Source organism: Litoreibacter albidus (assembly GCF_900107015.1).
Taxonomy (GTDB): domain Bacteria; phylum Pseudomonadota; class Alphaproteobacteria; order Rhodobacterales; family Rhodobacteraceae; genus Litoreibacter; species Litoreibacter albidus.
Window position 1 is genome coordinate 27,496 of the sequence record NZ_FNOI01000001.1, and the last position, 18,151, is coordinate 45,646.

General features: G+C 57.4%; 21 protein-coding genes. 15 read left to right on the forward strand and 6 right to left on the reverse strand.

From position 1 onward, the window contains the following. From BLW66_RS00155 to BLW66_RS00165, 3 genes are all read right to left on the reverse strand, one after another. On the reverse strand, positions 1 to 513 hold the full coding sequence (locus tag BLW66_RS00155) for a GNAT family N-acetyltransferase (protein WP_089943200.1): 513 nt from the start codon (positions 511 to 513) through the stop codon (positions 1 to 3). Next, on the reverse strand, positions 510 to 2,012 hold the full coding sequence (ffh, locus tag BLW66_RS00160; RefSeq protein WP_089943203.1) for a signal recognition particle protein: 1,503 nt from the start codon (positions 2,010 to 2,012) through the stop codon (positions 510 to 512). The genes BLW66_RS00155 and ffh overlap by 4 nt, the downstream gene beginning before the upstream one ends. 195 nt (positions 2,013 to 2,207) lie before the next feature. After that, complete coding sequence (locus BLW66_RS00165; RefSeq protein WP_089943207.1) at positions 2,208 to 2,729, reverse strand: hypothetical protein; 522 nt, start codon at positions 2,727 to 2,729, stop codon at positions 2,208 to 2,210. Positions 2,730 to 2,888: 159 nt separating this feature from the next. Here BLW66_RS00165 and BLW66_RS00170 point away from each other — a divergent pair, with 159 nt between their 5' ends. Continuing rightward, positions 2,889 to 3,776, forward strand: coding sequence for a LysR family transcriptional regulator (locus BLW66_RS00170; RefSeq protein ID WP_342027804.1), 888 nt, complete (start codon positions 2,889 to 2,891; stop codon positions 3,774 to 3,776). Positions 3,777 to 3,823: 47 nt separating this feature from the next. Next, positions 3,824 to 4,699: a DMT family transporter gene (locus tag BLW66_RS00175; protein WP_089943211.1), complete on the forward strand. Its 876-nt coding sequence runs from the start codon at positions 3,824 to 3,826 to the stop codon at positions 4,697 to 4,699. A 6-nt stretch (positions 4,700 to 4,705) separates the two neighbouring features. Here the strand turns inward: BLW66_RS00175 and BLW66_RS00180 are convergent, their stop codons facing one another. Further along, positions 4,706 to 5,029 (reverse strand): ArsR/SmtB family transcription factor, encoded by a 324-nt coding sequence (locus tag BLW66_RS00180; RefSeq protein ID WP_089943214.1) that lies wholly within the window; start codon positions 5,027 to 5,029, stop codon positions 4,706 to 4,708. 252 nt (positions 5,030 to 5,281) lie between these two features. Here BLW66_RS00180 and BLW66_RS00185 point away from each other — a divergent pair, with 252 nt between their 5' ends. The 5 genes from BLW66_RS00185 to BLW66_RS00205 all read left to right on the forward strand — a co-directional run bounded on the left by BLW66_RS00185 (position 5,282) and on the right by BLW66_RS00205 (position 7,835). Next, entirely contained in the window at positions 5,282 to 5,608 is a 327-nt protein-coding gene (locus BLW66_RS00185) for an AtpZ/AtpI family protein (RefSeq protein ID WP_089943217.1), read from the forward strand. 4 nt (positions 5,609 to 5,612) lie between these two features. After that, complete coding sequence (locus tag BLW66_RS00190; RefSeq protein ID WP_089943220.1) at positions 5,613 to 6,371, forward strand: F0F1 ATP synthase subunit A; 759 nt, start codon at positions 5,613 to 5,615, stop codon at positions 6,369 to 6,371. 46 nt (positions 6,372 to 6,417) lie between these two features. Continuing rightward, complete coding sequence (locus tag BLW66_RS00195; RefSeq protein WP_073142444.1) at positions 6,418 to 6,654, forward strand: F0F1 ATP synthase subunit C; 237 nt, start codon at positions 6,418 to 6,420, stop codon at positions 6,652 to 6,654. 92 nt (positions 6,655 to 6,746) lie between these two features. Then, on the forward strand, positions 6,747 to 7,277 hold the full coding sequence (locus BLW66_RS00200) for a F0F1 ATP synthase subunit B' (protein ID WP_089943223.1): 531 nt from the start codon (positions 6,747 to 6,749) through the stop codon (positions 7,275 to 7,277). A gap of 3 nt (positions 7,278 to 7,280) precedes the next feature. Beyond that, on the forward strand, positions 7,281 to 7,835 hold the full coding sequence (locus BLW66_RS00205; protein ID WP_089943227.1) for a F0F1 ATP synthase subunit B: 555 nt from the start codon (positions 7,281 to 7,283) through the stop codon (positions 7,833 to 7,835). Between the two features lie 67 nt (positions 7,836 to 7,902). Here the strand turns inward: BLW66_RS00205 and BLW66_RS00210 are convergent, their stop codons facing one another. Further along, positions 7,903 to 9,828 (reverse strand): vWA domain-containing protein, encoded by a 1,926-nt coding sequence (locus BLW66_RS00210; RefSeq protein ID WP_089943230.1) that lies wholly within the window; start codon positions 9,826 to 9,828, stop codon positions 7,903 to 7,905. Further along, on the reverse strand, positions 9,829 to 10,365 hold the full coding sequence (locus tag BLW66_RS00215) for an RNA polymerase sigma factor (protein WP_089945563.1): 537 nt from the start codon (positions 10,363 to 10,365) through the stop codon (positions 9,829 to 9,831). Between the two features lie 60 nt (positions 10,366 to 10,425). On the opposite strand from BLW66_RS00215, the gene BLW66_RS00220 reads away from it, so the two are divergent. From BLW66_RS00220 to BLW66_RS00255, 8 genes are all read left to right on the forward strand, one after another. Next, positions 10,426 to 11,220 carry an alpha/beta hydrolase gene (locus BLW66_RS00220; protein ID WP_089943234.1) on the forward strand — a complete coding sequence of 265 codons (795 nt, stop codon included), beginning with the start codon at positions 10,426 to 10,428 and terminating at the stop codon, positions 11,218 to 11,220. A 120-nt stretch (positions 11,221 to 11,340) separates the two neighbouring features. Next, positions 11,341 to 12,417 carry a hypothetical protein gene (locus tag BLW66_RS00225; RefSeq protein ID WP_089943237.1) on the forward strand — a complete coding sequence of 359 codons (1,077 nt, stop codon included), beginning with the start codon at positions 11,341 to 11,343 and terminating at the stop codon, positions 12,415 to 12,417. A gap of 51 nt (positions 12,418 to 12,468) precedes the next feature. Further along, entirely contained in the window at positions 12,469 to 13,599 is a 1,131-nt protein-coding gene (locus BLW66_RS00230; RefSeq protein WP_089943239.1) for a hypothetical protein, read from the forward strand. Between the two features lie 37 nt (positions 13,600 to 13,636). Continuing rightward, positions 13,637 to 15,568 carry an AAA family ATPase gene (locus BLW66_RS00235; RefSeq protein WP_089943244.1) on the forward strand — a complete coding sequence of 644 codons (1,932 nt, stop codon included), beginning with the start codon at positions 13,637 to 13,639 and terminating at the stop codon, positions 15,566 to 15,568. Further along, positions 15,565 to 16,200, forward strand: a complete 636-nt coding sequence (locus BLW66_RS00240; protein ID WP_089943247.1) for a toll/interleukin-1 receptor domain-containing protein — start codon at positions 15,565 to 15,567, stop codon at positions 16,198 to 16,200. Before BLW66_RS00235 ends, BLW66_RS00240 begins: the two co-directional genes overlap by 4 nt. A gap of 83 nt (positions 16,201 to 16,283) precedes the next feature. Beyond that, the gene (locus tag BLW66_RS00245; protein WP_089943249.1) at positions 16,284 to 16,523 is read left to right on the forward strand and encodes a hypothetical protein; all 240 of its coding nucleotides are present in this window, start codon (positions 16,284 to 16,286) and stop codon (positions 16,521 to 16,523) included. Continuing rightward, entirely contained in the window at positions 16,520 to 17,884 is a 1,365-nt protein-coding gene (locus BLW66_RS00250) for a DUF6638 family protein (RefSeq protein ID WP_089943252.1), read from the forward strand. Before BLW66_RS00245 ends, BLW66_RS00250 begins: the two co-directional genes overlap by 4 nt. Next, a complete protein-coding gene (locus BLW66_RS00255; protein ID WP_342027805.1) occupies positions 17,881 to 18,150 on the forward strand; it encodes a hypothetical protein in 270 nt (89 codons plus the stop codon). Before BLW66_RS00250 ends, BLW66_RS00255 begins: the two co-directional genes overlap by 4 nt. Position 18,151 lies beyond the last annotated feature (1 nt).

Genomic DNA, 18,151 nt, shown 5'->3' on the forward strand with positions numbered 1-18,151 from the left:
TTACACGGCCTCCGCGTTCAGGTGACGGTAAACGTTCATCATGCCAAACATCGGGTGATCGAGCTTGCGCTCCCACGTGGCACCCATACGCTCAGCCACTTTCGCCGAGCCCTCGTTGCCTTCGGCCACGAGGCTAATCGCCGTGTTCCAGCCAAGCGTTTTATAGGCGAAGTCGCGCGTGGCCAAACCGGCCTCTGTCGCGAAGCCGCGCCCTTCAAAGCCGTTCATCAAATCCCAGCCAAGTTCCTGCTCCGGCCACGCATGCGGAAACCACGGGCCGACCATGCCGACAAACTTGCCGGTGGCAGTCTCGTCAACGCCGAAGCGGCCATAGCCGCGCAGCGTCCAGTGGCCGATCTCGCTTGCGAGTGTGCGCCATGTCTCGTCCGGCCGCTTGGGGCCGCCAACATACCGAGAGCGGTCGCTCTCGTAGAACGCCGCCAACGTCTCGAAGTCGCTCAGCGCCAAGGGGCGCAACGTCAGGCGTTCTGTATGAAGGGTGGGGATGTTCATTTCTTTTTGCCGAACCCTGACAGGCCGGGCGGCAATGCGCCCCCGCCCATTCCGGGCATGCCGCCCAAACCGCCGGGAAGCTTCGCGCCCATCTTCTTGGCAGCAGCTTCCATCGCGGCGGGGTCGTTCATGTCTGGCATGCCGCCTTTGCCGAACATGCCGGACATAGCTTGCTTCAACATGCCGCCTTTTCCCATTTTGCCCATCTTTTTCATCACATCGCCCATTTGGCGCTGCATTTTCAAAAGTTTGTTCAGGTCGGAAACTTCCATGCCCGCACCCTTTGCAATCCGCTTCTTACGGCTCGCTTGCAAAAGCTGCGGGTTTGCGCGTTCGCGTTTGGTCATCGACTGGATCAGGGCAATCTGCTGCTTGAGCATCTTGTCGTCCATGCCAGCCTCTTTGGCTTGACCAGCCATTTTCTTCATGCCGGGCATCATGCCCAAAAGGCCGTCCATGCCACCCATCTTGATCATTTGCTCAAGCTGGTTCTTCAGGTCGTTCATATTGAACTGACCCTTTTGGAACCGCTTCATCATCTTCTCGGCTTGCTCAGCCTCGATGGTTTCTTGGGCTTTTTCAACGAGGGCGACGATATCACCCATACCAAGGATGCGGCCCGCAATGCGGTCCGGCTCGAACGTCTCAAGCGCATCCATCTTCTCGCCTAGGCCGACAAACTTGATCGGCTTGCCGGTCACGGCGCGCATGGACAATGCCGCACCACCGCGCCCATCGCCGTCCATACGGGTCAGGACAACGCCGGAGATGCCGATTTTGCCGTCAAATTCTTCTGCGACTTCAACAGCGACCTGACCCGTCAGGCCGTCAACAACCAGTAGTGTTTCGCGCGGTTTAACGATGTCACGAACGTCCTCGACTTCCTGCATCAACACTTCGTCGATTTGCAGACGGCCAGCGGTATCAAGCATGAAGACGTCGTAGCCACCCAATGTGGCTTGTTGCTTGGCGCGTTTGGCGATTTGAACAGGTGTCTCGCCCTTGACGATTGGCAGCGTATCGACGCCGATCTGCTTGCCAAGGATCGCCAACTGCTCCATCGCGGCAGGACGGTTCACGTCAAGCGAGGCCATAAGAACGCGCTTGTTGTTCTTCTCGGTCAGGCGCTTCGCCAGCTTGCCGGTTGTTGTGGTCTTACCAGAGCCTTGCAAACCGACCATCAAAATCGGGGCAGGGGCGTTGTCAATTTTTAGCTCACCAGGGTTCTCGTTGTCGCCAGCCAGAACGTGTTTCAGCTCGTCGTGGACGATCTTGATAACTTGTTGGCCCGGCGACACAGATTTGGTGACGTTTTGGCCGGTGGCTTTGTCCGCCACGGCTTTGACGAAATCGCGCGCCACGGATAGGGAAACGTCGGCTTCCAGAAGGGCGACACGCACCTCGCGCAGGGCGGTTTTAACGTCGTCTTCGGACAGTGCGCCTTGTTTTGTAAGTTTATCAAAGACGCCAGAGAGGCGTTCGGACAGGTTCTCAAACATGGGCTCTCGGCTCCTTCATTCTTACATATGGTCTATACCTAAGCATGGACCGGCTCGTCGACAATCGTCCCGACCACCCTTAAAAGCGGGTTGGGACAAACAGTTTTGCCCCCATGGGCGCAACGCGCTGATGGAGGGCGATCCCAGCATAAAGCAGGGACCGGAAGGCTGATGCTTCCGGATGTTGTGCGCGATTTACGCGGTGGGGCCTGTAGAGTCAAGCTTGCCTGTGTCGGGCCCCTGACCGCGCGCCTGCGCTAGCCAAGCGTTTATTTCGTGCGCGGTCTCGTGATGATTGCCTAAGTTATCGTATGCCAAGGTAAGTGGATGCGTGCCGGCGCTTTGTCCTGAGTTGAACACAAGCGCCACACGGTGTGTCGGCCCGCCGTTGCTGCTGTGGCTGGTTTCAACGATGGCCTTGCTGACTTCATCCAACTGATGGGTGATCGAGGAACTCCCGATGAGGCTGCGCCGCCGGAAAACCAAGGTGCCGTCTGTCTTGAGGAATAACACCTGCGTGCGCCGCGCGAAGGCGAACAGCAATCCGAAAGGGATCAAACTGGCTGCCATAAAGAACAGACCCCACATCTCACCGCTCAGGAATATAGAAAGACCGATGCCTAGAAACAGCAAGCCACCAGCGATGAGTGCAACCGATATGACCCACGGACGGTTCTCAATAATCAGTTGTTCAGGAATATTTCGTGTGACTTTCATCTTGAAACGGTAGCAACAGGGGAGGCGATAAGTCGAGCCATTATAGTCGCTTCGTCACGTCCTTAAAGGATGCCCGATAAAAGGGGTCTTGCAAGTTTGAACATAAGGCGAATTATACACGTAACATTGCGCGAAAATGCACGTAAGGGGTTTTGGACCATGGATATCGACAATTGGGATGAGTACCGAACCGCCTATCAGGTCGCGCGCCTCAGGACGGTAAGCGCCGCTGCGGAAGTCTTGGGGGTGCACCACGCCACCGTGATCCGCCACATCGACAGTCTGGAAGGCAAGTTGGGCGCGAAGCTGTTCCAACGCCACGCGCGCGGCTACACGCCGACGGAGGCGGGCGAAGATTTGTTGACGGTGGCCGCCGCAACCGAGGATCAGCTGACGCAGTTGGCTGGGCGTATCCATGGCCGCGGGGCTTCCGTTTCGGGGGAGTTGATTATTACGTGCCTGCCGCAGATGTCGCCTTTGATGGCCCGCACGATCACCAAGTACCAAATTGCCCATCCCGAAATACGGGCGGAGCTGATTGTCGACACCCGCCCCTTGCGCCTTGAATACGGTGAGGCGCATGTCGCACTTCGTGCCGGTGCGCCGGGCGATGATCTGGATAACATCGTGCAGGAATTGGCGAAGCTGAAAATGGGGCTTTTTGCGCATAAGGATTACATTTTCCGCCACGGGCCGCTGAACGGGATGGACGACATCCAAAATCACCGTTTCTGCCGCATGGCCACGCTGAACCCACGCGCGCCGTTCATGAAGTGGATGGGTGACAATGTTCCTGAGGAAAACGTGGTCTATAAGTGCTCGGACACCACAACCGTGCAAGATGCGGTGATCGCAGGGGCGGGGATTGGCTTCCTGCCGGGCTACATCGGCCACGAGCATCCAGACATGAAAGAAGTGATGCCGCCAGAGCCAAACTGGACGTCTACCTTCTGGTGCGTGACCCACGTGGACTTGCACCGCACGGCCAAGGTCCACTCTTTCGTGACCTTCCTGAAGGAAGAGGCCAAGACGTGGAACGACATGTAGGCCTCTGCTCGCGTAGCACTTCGATCTAGGTTGCGGAGCGGCGGCACATGACACCAGCACTACGTGGCCATGCGGCAATGGCTCTGTTCTCACTCTTGGTGGCAGGATCTTTTGCCTTGGGCTCCCTTGCTGCGAATGAAGTCTCCCCTGCCGCGTTAAACGCGGTGCGGTTTGCTATTGCTGCGGTGGTGATCGGCACAGCGGCATTTGTAACCACAGGCGTGCCACGGTCAGCGATTGCGGCGCCTTGGCGGTATTTGGTCCTTGGCGGCTTTCTGGCCACGTATTTTGTTTTGATGTTCGAGGGGCTGAAAACTGCGCCCCCCGTCAGCGCGGCTGCGGTGTTTACGCTCACGCCGTTGCTTACAGCGGGCGCGGGCTACCTGCTTTTGCGTCAAATCCTCACGGCCCGTATGGCGGTGGCGCTGGCACTTGGTGCTGTCGGCGCGCTGTGGGTGATATCGAAGGCAGATTTAGCGGCGCTTTTGCGGTTCGAATTTGGGCGCGGCGAAGTGATCTACTTTTTTGGCTGCGTGGCCCATGCGATTTACACGCCACTGATCCCCAAGCTGAACCGTGGGGAGCCGCCCGTGGTGTTTTCGTTCTTCACGATCTTGGGCAGCTTGAGCGTTTTGATTGTCTGGGGGTGGTCTGATTTGTGGGCGACCGACTGGATGTCCCTGCCAAGCATTGTGTGGATCACCATCATCTATGTCGCAGTCGCCGCATCCTCAATGACTTTTGTACTGTTGCAATATGCGTCGCTGCGCCTGCCATCATCCAAGGTGATGGCTTACACGTATCTTGTGCCCAGCTGGGTGATCCTTTGGCAACTTGCGCTTGGCGGCATGGCCCCGCCGATGCTGGTCGTCGCAGGGATCGCGTTGACAGTTTTGGCCTTGGCCATGCTGCTGAAAGAGTAGCGCAGCTTAACTGCCAAGCTCCTTATTCAAAAACTGCTCAAACGCGTCGAAGTTCATCGCTTCGAGTTGGCCGAAGCTCTCGATCCACACAATGCCTTCGCGCATGGCTTCTGGCTCCAGCTTGCACCACTTAACCCGTCCGCGCTTTTCTTGGGAAATCAGGCCCGCGCGGGTCAGTATCATCAGGTGTTTGGAGATTGCGGCCAATGACATGTCAAATGGTTCAGCGACATCCGTTACGGCCATGTCGTCCTCAAGCAACATGGTCAGGATCGCGCGGCGCGTGCTGTCGGCTAAGGCCGCGAAAGTGATGTCGAGTGCGTTCGTCATAGATGTCGTCATAGCGGCGATGGGGACGGGGGAACAGGTGCTACAGTGTCGAGCTTTACAACTTTCAACCAAATGGTTGAATAATGGTTGGGCGCCTAATTGCACTGCGACAGGATGCCTGTCTGTATCGGTCCCTCCTGATTATGTATTTAAATCAGTTGGTTGATAGAGATTTGGCGGGCGGTAACGAGCAATTGACTCTGTGCGGCGCGCGACCTATTCCTCCACCAAACCTCCCGAGGGGTATTTTTGATGACCACCGACCCGAACAAAGCACAGCTAGATGCGCTGAGTGACCGGATTGAAGGGCTCAAAAAGACATCGCAGGCTGAGAAGCCACGGGGGGATGAGCATTATTCGGGCGCCCAGCAGGGGTGGCGGATGGTGACGGAACTTGTTGCCGGTCTTGGGATCGGCCTGACCATCGGATACGGCCTGGACTGGCTGTTCGGCACCTTGCCGATTTTTCTGGTGATCTTCACATTGCTGGGCTTCGCGGCCGGAGTGAACGTTATGCTTCGCACCGCCAAAGAGGTCCAAAACGAACAAATGGCTAAAGCGGCCAACGAGAAGGACTGAACAGATGGCGACAGAAGCTCAAGGCGCGGAAGAAGGCGGTCTGGTTTTTCACCCGATGGACCAATTCATCGTTAAGCCGTTGTTCGGTTACGGCGAAGTTGGCGCGTTCACGATCACCAATGTGACGCTCTGGATGGCTTTGACCGTCGTCGCGATCATCGCGCTTCTGGTTTTCGGGACATCGCGCCGCGCGATTGTTCCAACACGCAGCCAGTCGATTGCCGAAATGATGTATGGCTTCGTCTACAAGATGGTCGAAGACGTAACCGGCAAAGACGGTGTGAAATACTTCCCCTACATTATGACACTGTTCATGTTCATTCTGGTGTCGAATTTCTTGGGTCTGATCCCTGGCGCATTCACCACAACGTCCCACATCGCCGTCACCGGCGTTCTGGCGATGTTCGTGTTCTTGGCTGTGACCATTTTGGGTTTCGTGAAAAACGGTCTTGGCTTCCTGGGTCTCTTCTGGGTGTCATCCGCACCACTGGCCCTGCGTCCAATTCTGGCCCTGATCGAAGTTATCAGCTACTTCGTGCGCCCTGTTAGCCACTCCATTCGTTTGGCGGGCAACATGATGGCCGGTCACGCTGTTATCAAAGTATTCGCGGGCTTCGCAGCCATCGCGGCTATCTCACCTCTGTCCATCGTGGCGATCACCGCCATGTATGGTCTAGAAATTCTCGTAAGCGGCATCCAAGCTTACGTGTTCGCAATTCTGACCTGCGTGTACTTGAAAGATGCGTTGCATCCTTCCCACTAAGGTTACGAAGACTAATCACCTCAATTCCATCGTAAGGAGAAAAGACATGGAAGGCGATATCGCACAAATGGGTCAGTTCATCGGCGCAGGCTTGGCATCGGTTGGCATGGGCGGCGCAGCCGTCGGTGTTGGCAACGTTGCTGGCAGCTACCTGTCCGGCGCACTGCGCAACCCGTCCGCAGCTGCTTCGCAGACTGCAACACTGTTCATCGGCATCGCATTCGCGGAAGCTCTGGGGATCTTCTCGTTCCTCGTAGCGCTTCTGCTGATGTTCGCTGTTTAAGAACGACGCTATACCATCCTTACGGTCGGACGGGTCCATTACGGGCTCGTCCGATGTAAGATACACCTATTCAGACACATCTGGGGGCCATCATGGCAACTGAAACCCACGGGGCAGAGACGGAAAGCGCTGGCGGCATGCCGCAGTTGGACTTCTCGACCTTTGACAACCAGATCGTCTGGTTGCTGATCACACTAGTGGTTATCTATTTTGTGCTGTCGCGCGTTGCGCTGCCGCGCATCGGTTCGGTTCTGGCAGAGCGTGCTGGCACCATCACCAATGACATTGCTGCCGCCGAAGACCTGAAACAACAGGCCATCGACGCGGAAGCTGCCTATGAAAAGGCGCTCATCGACGCCCGTGCCGAAGCAGGCCGGATCGTTGGTGAAACCAAAGCCACCATTCAGGCGGATTTGGACAAAGCCATTGCCAAAGCGGACGCAGAGATTGCGGCACGTGCGGCTGAAGGCGAAAAAGCAATTGCGGCCATCCGTGACAGCGCATCTGAAAATGCGGCGATCGTGGCCAAGGACATTGCAAAAGATATCGTAGCTGCCGTGTCGCCGGGCAAGATTGACGCCAAGTCGGTCACTGCGGCTGTCACTGCAAAGATGAAGGGATAAGAGATGAAGAAACTCCTCGCTCTTACGGCTCTGATGCCCGCGCCTGCGCTGGCGGCAAGCGGTCCATTCTTCTCGCTGCACAACACCAACTTCGTCGTGCTGCTCGCGTTCATCTTGTTCATCGCGGTCCTGTTCTACTTCAAGGTTCCAGCCATGCTGGGTGGCCTGCTTGATAAGCGCGCCGATACCATTCAGGCAGAACTGAACGAGGCGAAAGCCCTGCGTGAGGAGGCCCAGACACTTTTGGCGTCATACGAGCGCAAGCAAAAAGAAGTAGCGGAGCAAGCTGACCGCATTGTTGCAGAAGCAAAACGCGAAGCTGAAGCTGCTGCAACGCAAGCGAAGGAAGACCTTAAGGTCTCCATCGCGCGCCGTCTGCAATCTGCCGAAGACCAGATCGCAAGCGCTGAAGCGTCTGCTGTTCGTGAAGTCCGCGACCGTGCCATCTCTGTTGCCATTGCGGCTGCTGCTGATGTGGTTGCTGCGAAGACGACAGCGGCAGATCAAAACAGCCTGATCGACGATGCAATCGCACAGGTCAAAGACAAGCTGCACTAAGCACTGTCTGACAGTTTTATAAAAGCCCCGAGGTCTGCATGCCTCGGGGCTTTTTGCGTTAATGGGCTTATCTTTGCGACAGGCTTTGTGCCAAGCGCATGAGCTGCACCGCCTCGGCGCGGTACCCGTAGTCGTCATCGCCTTTGTTAGCATTGGCCAAGGCAATCGCCTCTGCATAGCCCCAATCCCCCAAGGCCGTGTTGCCGCGCAAGAGTTGCCCGAAGCCTGCGATTGCGGCCCCGAATGCAGCCTCTTGACCTGCCTCAACGGTTGCCATTGGCACGATTTCCTCCAAGAGCTTACTCACATCCGCGCCTGGTTCCTTGTAGCGCAGGCGCAGGAAGGCAAGGTCGGACGTGTTCCCGCCCTCTGCTACTGTGCCAAAGCGCAACGGGTCTGTCAGGACCGCGTCTGACCCCACGGGCGTGACCTCATAAAGTGCGGTTACGCTGTGTCCCGCGCCAATCTCGCCAGCGTCAATTTTGTTGTTGTTGAAATCCTCGCGCTTCAGCGCTCGTGTCTCGTACCCTATCAAGCGGTATTCGGCGACGGTGGCGGGGTTGAACTCCACCTGAATTTTGACGTCTTGGGCGATTGTGAACATCGCGCCGGACAGCTGGTCCACCAACGTTTTCTGGGCCTCGGCCAATGTGTCAATGTAGGCGGCTTGCCCGTTGCCGTTCTGCGCCAGCGTCTGCATCAACGCATCGTTTACATTCCCGCGCCCGAAGCCAAAGACCGACAGATAGGTTCCCGATTTACGCTTTTCCTCAACGAAGCTTTTCAGCGCGGCATCCGATTGCATGCCCACGTTGAAATCCCCGTCGGTGGCGAGCAGCACGCGCGATACCTCGCCGTCACGGCTCATTTGACCGGCCAGCGCATAAGCCGCGCGCAGCCCTTCGCCACCTGCCGTCGATCCACCTGCGGAAAGGCGGCGCAAAGCGTCCTCGATTTTGTCTCGGTCGGATGCTTTTGTCGGCTCCAAAACGGTCCCGGCGGAGCCAGCATAAGTGACAATCGCCACCTCATCCTCTGGGCGCAATTGACCTAGCATCAGGCGGAAGCTCTGCACCAACAAAGGCAACTTATTCGCGTCCTGCATGGAGCCGGAAGTATCGAGCAGGAACACAAGGTTCAGGGGCGGACGTTCCGTCACCTGTGCGCCTTGGATAGCGATGTGCATCAGCTGCGTGTCGGGGTTCCACGGGGTGTCGCTTACCGTGACAGTTTGCTGGAACGGCACGTCGCCATTGGGGGCCACGTAGGCGTAGGGGAAGTAGTTCACCATCTCCTCAACCCGTACGGATTTCGAATCCGGCATTTGCCCACGCGTGAGGCTGGAACGGACCCAAGAGTAGCTGGCGGTGTCCACGTCAATTGAGAAGGTCGAGACAGGGTCTTCGGAGGTGACTTTCAAAGGGTTGGGCGACGCGTCAGGGAACTGGTCACGCGACTGAGCAATCTGCGGTTGGGGCAGGCGGTCGCGCATTTCTGCGGAAGGCACATTGGTCCCTCCTCGAAACACGGCGAGAGGATCTCTGGTGCGCTTGGCGCTCGTTGGCGCACTGCCGGTTGCGGCGACGTCTTCAGACATGCTGGCAGCATCCGCTGCTTGGGATGGCGCCTGTTCAGGTGCCACTAGCTCAACATCTGGCAGCATGTCCGGCGGGGCGGCCACTTCATTTGCCGCGGTTGGCACTGGTTCCGGCCGCATAAGCGGTGTCGTCAGCACAACGCCAACCCCCACAACCACCAGTGACGTGGTTGCCAACATGATGGGCTTCAAATTTGGTTTGTTAAACATCTGTCCAAGTCCTTTCAAAAATCCACCCCGTTCGGGGCTGATATCTGTAGGACGTGCGGCACTAGCCGATCCTTGGAAGTTTTTGAAATTTTCTTCGGCCATGCGCAAAGCGGCTTCTTTTGAAGCCTCATCCGGCGCGGGGGGGGCGTCACGCAGCGCGGCGCGGAGCTTGTCTAGTTCATCCATCTATCTGGCCTCCTCTGTGGCCATTTCGCGCAAGTGACGCTTCACCTCTGACATGCGCCACGCGATTGTTCCTTCTGATAACTCCATGACCTCTGCGGCTTGAGCTTGGGTCAAGTCCTCACCCAAAGTCAGCGCGACCGTCTCGCGCAACTCGGGCGGTAGCGCGCGCATCGCATTGGTCAGCCAGTCTTGGGCTTCTGCCGTTTCCGCGGCCTCTGCCGCACGGCGGGTGTAGTCTTGTCCCCAACCTTCGCGGGCGCGCGACCGCCGTTGCGCCTTTCGGGCGCGGTCCGTAGCGGCATTCAGTGTCACGCGGTAAAGCCACGTGGTAAATTTGGCGTCCGCGCGAAAGGCGCGCAATTTGGCGGGCAGCGCCGCCAGGATATCATGCGTTAGGTCCTCTGCATCAGCTTTATGCCCCGTTAACCGCCACGACAGGCGGAACAAGCGGTCGTAATGACGCCTGACCAGAAGGCCGAACGCCTCACTGTCCCCGTCACTGGCGGCTTGCGCCAAGGCCTCGTCGCTGGTTTTCATACGCATAGTGATGGTAGGACGTATTGGCGGCGTCAATCCTTGGAAAAAAGTTTAAAAAAAATGACAAGAACCCAACAAGAGCTTGATCTGCAATATGAAAACGGCAGCTTTATCCCGAACGCGCAAAGCTATGCAGATGCGTGGGAGGCCGCGTCGGCACAGTTTCGCGAAGCACATGCAGGCGAATACGATCTGGCTTATGGCGATCATCCGCGCGCCATATACGATTTGATCCAACCAGACTCAGGACCCAACGGGCTGTTTGTATTCGTTCACGGCGGATACTGGCTGTCGCGCCACAAGGACGATTGGACCTGCTTTGGCGAAGGCGCTTTGATGGCTGACTGGTCAATTGCGCACCTCGGCTATCCGCTGGCGCCAGACGCACGGATCAGTGAGATTACCGCTCATATCGCCAACGGCATCACCGAGGCGGCGCAGCGGGTCGATGGCCCGATTGTGTTGGCGGGGCATTCTGCGGGTGGGCATCTGGTGGCGCGCATGGCGATGCAGGGCGTGTTGCCGGCGCAGGTCACGGCAAGGCTTTCACACGTATTGTCAATCTCCCCCGTGTCGGACCTGCGGCCATTGTTGAATTTGACGATGAACGACACGTTGCGCTTGGACGCGGCGGAGGCCGCCGCCGAAAGCCCCGCGTTAGGGCGGCCCATGCCCGATGTTCCGGTGACCGTGGTTGTCGGCGCTCAGGAGCGTCCGGTATTTTTAGATCAGGCGACATGGTTGGCGCGGGCGTGGGACGCACGGCATGTGATCCTGCCCGGGCGGCACCATTTTGACGTGATTAATGACCTGCGTGACGCGCAAAGTCCTATGTTAAGAGTGGCGTTGTCGTAAAATGCGGCCTTCGCTCCCTTTTCCTGTAGCGTGGAGCGGGTTTGGCGTGGCAAACTCTTTAAAACAGCAATTCACGCCATTATGTAAATGGCAATAACATTTGGACGAGGGATATTAAGTATGGCCAATTTCGACGCGCAGGTTCGCGAAAGCCAAGAGCAAGTGGCCCAAGCGCAGGCAAAAATTTCCGAGATGACCAGCAAGATTGAAACCGCCCGCGCTAAGCTGCAAGCGGGTGACGTGCTGGAGTTGGATATCGAGAACGCGTCGTTGGAAGACGTCCACGCGCATACGGCAGCCATGGACGCAAATATCGCGGAACTGATCATGGGGCTGGATGATGTGACATCCGGCTTTTCCGAGGATTTTTCCGCAATGCGCGAGAAGACCGGCTGGGAAAGCTTCGTTGGTATTTTCTCTAAAGGTAAATCCGAAAGCCTGCGCCAAGAACGCATGCGCACCGCGTCGATTGACGATAAACTGCAAGACCTGATCGGGAAGTCCGACACCATCGTCGCGCTGTTGCAGGGCCAGTTGGCGATGCTGAACGAGCAGAAAGAGAAGGTTGAAGGCAACCTGACCGTCACGCTGGACGACCGCGAATTCACCGTGGGTGAGCTGGAAACCCTCCGTGCTGAGATCGTGGCGATGGACCCGAAGATCATTGAGTTGGAGAACAAAATCTCCGTCGAGCAAGACGCCGCCGCACGGACCAAGCTGGAGACGGAACTCGCGGGCCTGAACTCTCTCTACAATGAGAAGGTGCAAGCGGAGCAGGTGAAGCTCGCTAAATCGCAAACGCTGGAACGCTATATCGAGCAGGGCAAAACTTGGATCGACAGTCTGCAGAACCAAGCGGCAACGCAGATGGTGCTGATCAACAAGCTGGAGACCGACACCAAGCAACGCGTCGTCCTCTATGATGCGTTGACCAAATCCTTGAAGACGGCGCAACAGCAAGATGTGGCTCACAAGATCAACGAAATCGGCGTAAAAACCGACCAAGAGGCGCAATCCGCCATGGCCGGTATCGGTGCCGCGACCAACGCGCGCATGACCGAGATGATGGAAGCCCACGAGGATCAAATGGTCTTCGCCCGCAAGGTGCTGGAGCAGAAGGCGAAAGCCGACGAACGGTTTGCACGACGCTTCGAGAAGATCGTCGAGAAGCACGACAAGAACCTGTATGGGGCTTGATGGAACCTGACTCCCGAAAACATGGACTGACAGAAATGAGGCGGGAGCAGGATGACTAAAGACCTAAACCTCACCCAAGACCACTCCGGCCTAACCGACGACCTCGCGGCGCGCCGGTATTTCTCCAAGTTCGAGCGGATCACCGGCCATTTGGCCCGCGTAGCCGCCGAGATGGAGGTGGAGCGGACGTTCTCCAAGACGGATGTCGGCATCATCTCGGAATATGTGGCCCGCATCGCGCGGACCTTCGGGGCGTTAAGCCACAAGTACCTGTTGACGGGGCGGGACACGGGCGTGTTCTTCGGCTCATTGTCGATTGACCGCCATGAAAGCGGCTTTCCGGTGTTCGCGGAACTGATGAAGATGGCCAATGACGCCCAGCAGGCCGAAGCCCATCTGGCAGGCATGCGCACGCGCGAGCAGCTGAAAGACGAGATGGTGCGCCAGATCGTGGGCGACTTGACCGTGCCGACAAAACTGCAATTCGCCATGTCCCAGCGGTCTTATTATGAGGCCTTGGCGGAGGGTGGATTGTTCTGGGCTACCAATGATCCACACGCGCTCTGGACCGGCAACAAAGAAGATCGCCGCACCTACATGCTGCACTGGGCCGTCTATGACAGCCAGCAAAACGTGCCGACCATCTACTTGATGGATGTCGAGGATACCGGTGATGTGGCCCTGCCCAAAGACGCACGTCGCTGGCCGTCCGCGCAGGCCCATCTAACGGCGCAAGGCTCGGCGGGGCTGAAACTGTTGACCATCGCCCAAGGCTTTGACCGCGACTTTGACGACCTGCACCCCAAACGGCTGCGGCGCATCCACGTGGGGCCGATGTATTCATCCGCTTTCACACTGCAAACGGGGCCGATCCGCGAAGTTCTGGAAGAAGCGCAAGGCGCCGTCGGCGACGACTGGACGTTGGCGTGGACCGTTGAGGATCTGCATTCCGAGCGCACGGAGATGGAGAAAAAAGGCTGGTTCAGCTCGGTCGAGCGGGAGATTTTCAAACTCGACCCATTCGCAGGGCGCGGAGCGGAGACGGGCACCACCAGCATAGAACGCGCAGTCATTTTGCCCCAACGCCCTTTCCAAGTGCTGGCTGAAAAGAACCCTGCTGGGTTCAAAGATGTGCGCAAATTTGTCGTCAGCCCCGCTGGGCGCGTCGTATCGTATAGATAGTAGGTAGGGCGGGATTTAACCCGCCATCGGAGAAAATATGAGCCAATCAGCCGATTTTATGGAAATGACCGAAGAAGACATTCGCAAGCATTACGATGCGGCTGTCGCCATGCTGGAAGGGGTGGATCACACTCCAAGGATTGCCAAAGCCAAAGAGGCGGCACAAACCGAGAAATCCGCAGGACTTGGCACGCGTCGCCGCTTCCGCTCCACGACGCCCGGCCTTGTGACACGCTCCACCGCGCGCCCTGAAGGCGTGCGCCTGATTGAGCGCGTTGAAGGTGTTGGCGATGACGCGTTGCCGTCCGCCGTGCAGGCCAGCGTGCTCCACGGTATGCGCCGCGCTTTGGCGATTGCCTTGGCAGTGGGGGAGGCATTCTCCGAGGCCACCGGATTGGCGGAGCTGAAGAAGGACAACCTCGCTGGCCGCGTCGCGGAGGCGCGCCGCGCCGAGTTCGGCGAACTGCTGGCCGCAGAGGCTGTAGCCACGCTGTTCACCTTCGCAAACGCCACGTCCTACCTGCTGGCATCACAGGCCAGCGAAACCACCATCGAGATTGGCACGGTCGAGGAAATCCTGACTGACAACGCGCAGCTGGCCCTGCACGGCACCTTGTGGGAGTTGGATCAGGACCTGACCCTATTCGCCAAGGATGACGCGACGCTGGTCGCCACCGTGTTGGCATACGCCGAGCAGGTGATGGAGAAAGCCGCGTTGCGCGCGCAAAACACGCCACGTCTGGAGGCCTTTAACGGCGCGTCCTACCGCGTCGAGGCGGACGATCTGACGATCAACGGCTTCACGCCAGCCTCCGCCGCAAGGGGCAGTAAGCTCACGATGAGCTTCAAAAAGCCCAATGAGGTCGTCGGCAACCACATCGCCAAGTACCAGTCGATGAAGCTGGCCAAGATGCTGATGGCTTACGATTTCGACCGCAAGCTGAACCCTTTCGCGGAACTTGGCGGCTTCATCTTCACCTTCATGGGGGACGGTGCTCCCGGCACGGGGAAGACAACGCTGATCCAGATGATGGCGGGTTTGATGTCGGGCTATTGCGAGACCGCGGGCTACCCCTTCCGCTACCAGAACCTGAGCACCGACAACATCGACAGCTATCAGGGCAAGTCGGGCCAGAACGCGAAGGCATTTATCAACAATGTAATCGACCCGAACGTGATCGGCTTTGGCACAATCGACGATATCGACCAGCTTGCGGGGAAGCGCGGTGATCGGCAATCAAGCGCGGGGCAGTTGGAAATCACCGCCGTGCTGATGGAAAGCTTCGCGGGGGCCAACACCGTGGTGCGCGGCAACTGCACGTTCGGGATGTTCTCGAACTACCCCGAAAATGTGGACGACGCGCTGCGCCAACGCGCAGGTGCGCGCTTCTTGGTGGATGGGCCGCAGACGCGGGACGACTACATCGACATCCTTAACTTGTTGATGGGCAAGAACCACGACATCCCGCTGGGCGACTTCGAGCCTTTCGCCGCGCAGGAGATCAAAAAGGCCGTCGCGGCGTCTTTCGAAGGGCACGCGAAGCCTCACGAGGACGGGCTGCTACGGGTTTATGAGAGGGTATCAAAGGATATTGGTGCACTCGATACCATCGCCAAGCTGGGGACATATCTGAAGGGCATCCAAGAGGCCGACCACCGCTTCACCGGCCGCGCAATCAAGAACATCACCGACGCTGTAAAGGTGCGGGCGATGGACTTCGAGCTGCCGGACGAGTGGATGGAGGAGCCGGACCTGTTCCTGTTCAAATCCTACGACGAAAAGAAAGGAATGATCGAGGAGCTGCGCCAGCCGATCACGGTCGATATGGTGATCCAAGAAATCAACCGCTACGCCGATAGCGAGTTCCGCTATGCCGACAAGTCGGACGAGGTGGCGATTGCCAATATGGTGCGGGAGTTCGGGCTGAGCGAAGAGGCGAAGCGGCGGTATTTGGAGGGGAAGGGGTGAGTGAAATTTTTTTAAGCTATTCTCGTAAGGATAGGTTTTTCGCTGAATTGCTTGAGAGTAAACTTTTAGACGGCAATATAAAAGTTTGGCGAGATAGTAGTTCTTTGATTGCTGGGGACGAGTGGCGACAGTCGATTGATCTCGGCATAACCGCCGCAAGTGTTTTAATTGTAATCCTGTCGAAATCGGCTTGTGAGTCTCAATACGTCACATATGAGTGGGCTCGTGGTATTGCTCAACAAAAAACTATAATTCCCGTGATGATTGAAGGCTGTGATAGGCACCCTCGTATCGAGCCAATTCAGTATTTAGATTTTAGAAACCATACGGCTTCGACTTGGGAGATGTTGCTTCAGAGAATCAAAAACGCACTAAAAGAAGGTGGGGAAATTTCAAATGATGGTCCTGCGACAGAGACGGTCGCAGACTTTTCTGCCGATGACCAAAAATCGATCAACTCCATTATTGCCTATATGAATTCCAAAGGCTTCTTTGCAATCACTTATGAACGGGCCATTCAAATAACGGGTGGTACAAAAGATCAAAAATATTTTGAAGATATCGTGAAGCGTTCGCCGAGATTTGTAGAGGCAAAAATTTCTGGCAAGGGGCAGGGGCTGGCATTGCTGTGAGAAATACATAAACGGAAACACCTGATGAATGACACCAATTCCATTAATCACATTATGGTACTCAGTCTGAAGGCTGCTTGGTAATGAGGCTATTGCTCCTCCCAATCCTCCTCGCCCCCATCCTGCTCGCATGGGCGGTGACGGCTTACCTGTGCGGCGCGCTTACGCCCACGGGGGCGAATTATGCGGGGCATACGGAGGGGTTCGGGGAGATGTTCCTGAGCTTGTCGATCATGTTCTGCATCGCCATCTGGGTGGGCGCGCTGTTTAGTTATTTGTTAATCTATCGCCGCGGCGACGGCGCGGAGGGCCCTGACCAATGATGCGCTTAATCGAAAAGGGCTTGATGTATGGCAACCTGTTCCATGTGAGCGGGCAGGCTATGGCGGATCGCTACAACCGCGCTCTCAAGCATCTGACGGGCAAGGAGACCGCGCTGACGGATTTTCACGTCGATATCTCCGGCTACGCGCCGGAGGTTGGCGAGGAGTTGGGCGACCATCTGTATCTCAACCCCAAGGGCTGCAACCGGCAGTTTATCCTGCTCTCGACCGAGCAGAAAACCGCGCCGCTTCTAGAGGCCAAATTCTCCACCTCGCGCGGGATTTTGCGGCAGTTTATCGATGCCAACGAGGCGCAACTGTTTGCCCTGACCGCACGCGACGCGGTGGCGGGGGAGCTGGTGAACTCGGTCTACAACGTGACCAAGCCCGCGCATTTGTTCGACATTCGCAAGATACGGGTGGAGGCCGACACGACCTCCGGCGTCGTGGCTGAGGCGGGAAAGTTGGACGGCATGATCGCAGAATTCCGCACCCGCGACGATGCGTGGTGGGACGACGTGCTGATCGCCGAGATGATCACACTGGCCCATAAAACCGGTGACGTGACGCGGGTTCCGATTAAGTTGGGCCACACGGAATACGAGCAGGGCAATTTCTGGACCGCGCATTTTGGCGGGCTGTATGCCTTCCGTGACGTCGAGAAACCGGCAGTGATTGCGACGTCTGAGGAGGATCTGGGAAAGCTGCCTGTTGGCAAGGGCGCGTCCGCGATTCCCCTGTCGGAGCGCACCAAGATCGCAAAATTTCTAGACGCCAACGATCTGGTTGAGCCTATCGTGAAAGCGCGCGGCGTCGATGCCGTAGCGATTTTGCGCCAGAAGATGGACTTCATCGTGGTCGACGTGGCGGCCACAATGGATGCGGATTTGAGCAGCTACAGGCGCCAAGACCTGCGGGCTTTGGCCCGTCGCTACGCCGAAATTTTGCCGCCAGAGTTTCATACGTTGGGCAAGCTGCTGCGCTGGGCCGAGGGAGGCGGGGCGTGGCCACGTATCTCCTCCAACGACCCCGCCTACTTCTACACCCTGCGCGCGAAGCCGCACGCGGACCGCGACTTGGTCAACATGCTGCTGGCAGAACTGTCGGTCCTAGATGTGCGCCAGCTGTTCATTTGCCACAAGGAGTTGTTCTACGCGCGTTACAAGACATGGCCGGATCAGAAGAAAGCTTTTGTCGCGGATTTCCTTGCACGCGAGTATCAGGTGGACAAAGCTGGCGCTCGCGAGGCCTTGTTTGGCAGTGGGGACGCGCCTATGGAGGAGCCACCGCTGCGGGAGGCTGAGCCGCGCGACGTTGTGAAGATGGTTGGGCCTTGGGGCGCTATGAGGAGAAAACGATGATATTCGCCGTCCTGCGCCTCTCGATCATCGCGTTCATTCTGATGCTGATCGTGTACTTCTTCCTATCCGCTTGGTCACGCTCCGTGCGGCGCGGCAAGCTGGCAGAGGAATGGGACGAGGAGGTGCAAACTGGCGACCGCGACCTGTTTATCGAGCAGGGGCTTGCGGAATACGACACGTCGCTGCGCCGCAAACTCATTCTTGGCGTCTTCGTGGTGCCCTATCTCGTGATCGGTGTTCTGGTCTACGTGGTTAATTTTCTATAAG

Coding starts and splice junctions, on each gene's coding strand:
- BLW66_RS00245 (WP_089943249.1), top strand. CDS start 16,284: ATGAGGCTATTGCTCCTCCCAATCCTCCTCGCCCCCATCCTGCTCGCA.
- BLW66_RS00195 (WP_073142444.1), top strand. CDS start 6,418: ATGGAAGGCGATATCGCACAAATGGGTCAGTTCATCGGCGCAGGCTTG.
- BLW66_RS00225 (WP_089943237.1), top strand. CDS start 11,341: ATGGCCAATTTCGACGCGCAGGTTCGCGAAAGCCAAGAGCAAGTGGCC.
- ffh (WP_089943203.1), bottom strand. CDS start 2,012: ATGTTTGAGAACCTGTCCGAACGCCTCTCTGGCGTCTTTGATAAACTT.
- BLW66_RS00155 (WP_089943200.1), bottom strand. CDS start 513: ATGAACATCCCCACCCTTCATACAGAACGCCTGACGTTGCGCCCCTTG.
- BLW66_RS00175 (WP_089943211.1), top strand. CDS start 3,824: ATGACACCAGCACTACGTGGCCATGCGGCAATGGCTCTGTTCTCACTC.
- BLW66_RS00165 (WP_089943207.1), bottom strand. CDS start 2,729: ATGAAAGTCACACGAAATATTCCTGAACAACTGATTATTGAGAACCGT.
- BLW66_RS00215 (WP_089945563.1), bottom strand. CDS start 10,365: ATGAAAACCAGCGACGAGGCCTTGGCGCAAGCCGCCAGTGACGGGGAC.
- BLW66_RS00180 (WP_089943214.1), bottom strand. CDS start 5,029: ATGACGAACGCACTCGACATCACTTTCGCGGCCTTAGCCGACAGCACG.
- BLW66_RS00205 (WP_089943227.1), top strand. CDS start 7,281: ATGAAGAAACTCCTCGCTCTTACGGCTCTGATGCCCGCGCCTGCGCTG.
- BLW66_RS00255 (WP_342027805.1), top strand. CDS start 17,881: ATGATATTCGCCGTCCTGCGCCTCTCGATCATCGCGTTCATTCTGATG.
- BLW66_RS00185 (WP_089943217.1), top strand. CDS start 5,282: ATGACCACCGACCCGAACAAAGCACAGCTAGATGCGCTGAGTGACCGG.
- BLW66_RS00200 (WP_089943223.1), top strand. CDS start 6,747: ATGGCAACTGAAACCCACGGGGCAGAGACGGAAAGCGCTGGCGGCATG.
- BLW66_RS00190 (WP_089943220.1), top strand. CDS start 5,613: ATGGCGACAGAAGCTCAAGGCGCGGAAGAAGGCGGTCTGGTTTTTCAC.
- BLW66_RS00230 (WP_089943239.1), top strand. CDS start 12,469: ATGACTAAAGACCTAAACCTCACCCAAGACCACTCCGGCCTAACCGAC.
- BLW66_RS00235 (WP_089943244.1), top strand. CDS start 13,637: ATGAGCCAATCAGCCGATTTTATGGAAATGACCGAAGAAGACATTCGC.
- BLW66_RS00250 (WP_089943252.1), top strand. CDS start 16,520: ATGATGCGCTTAATCGAAAAGGGCTTGATGTATGGCAACCTGTTCCAT.
- BLW66_RS00170 (WP_342027804.1), top strand. CDS start 2,889: ATGGATATCGACAATTGGGATGAGTACCGAACCGCCTATCAGGTCGCG.
- BLW66_RS00220 (WP_089943234.1), top strand. CDS start 10,426: ATGACAAGAACCCAACAAGAGCTTGATCTGCAATATGAAAACGGCAGC.
- BLW66_RS00210 (WP_089943230.1), bottom strand. CDS start 9,828: ATGGATGAACTAGACAAGCTCCGCGCCGCGCTGCGTGACGCCCCCCCC.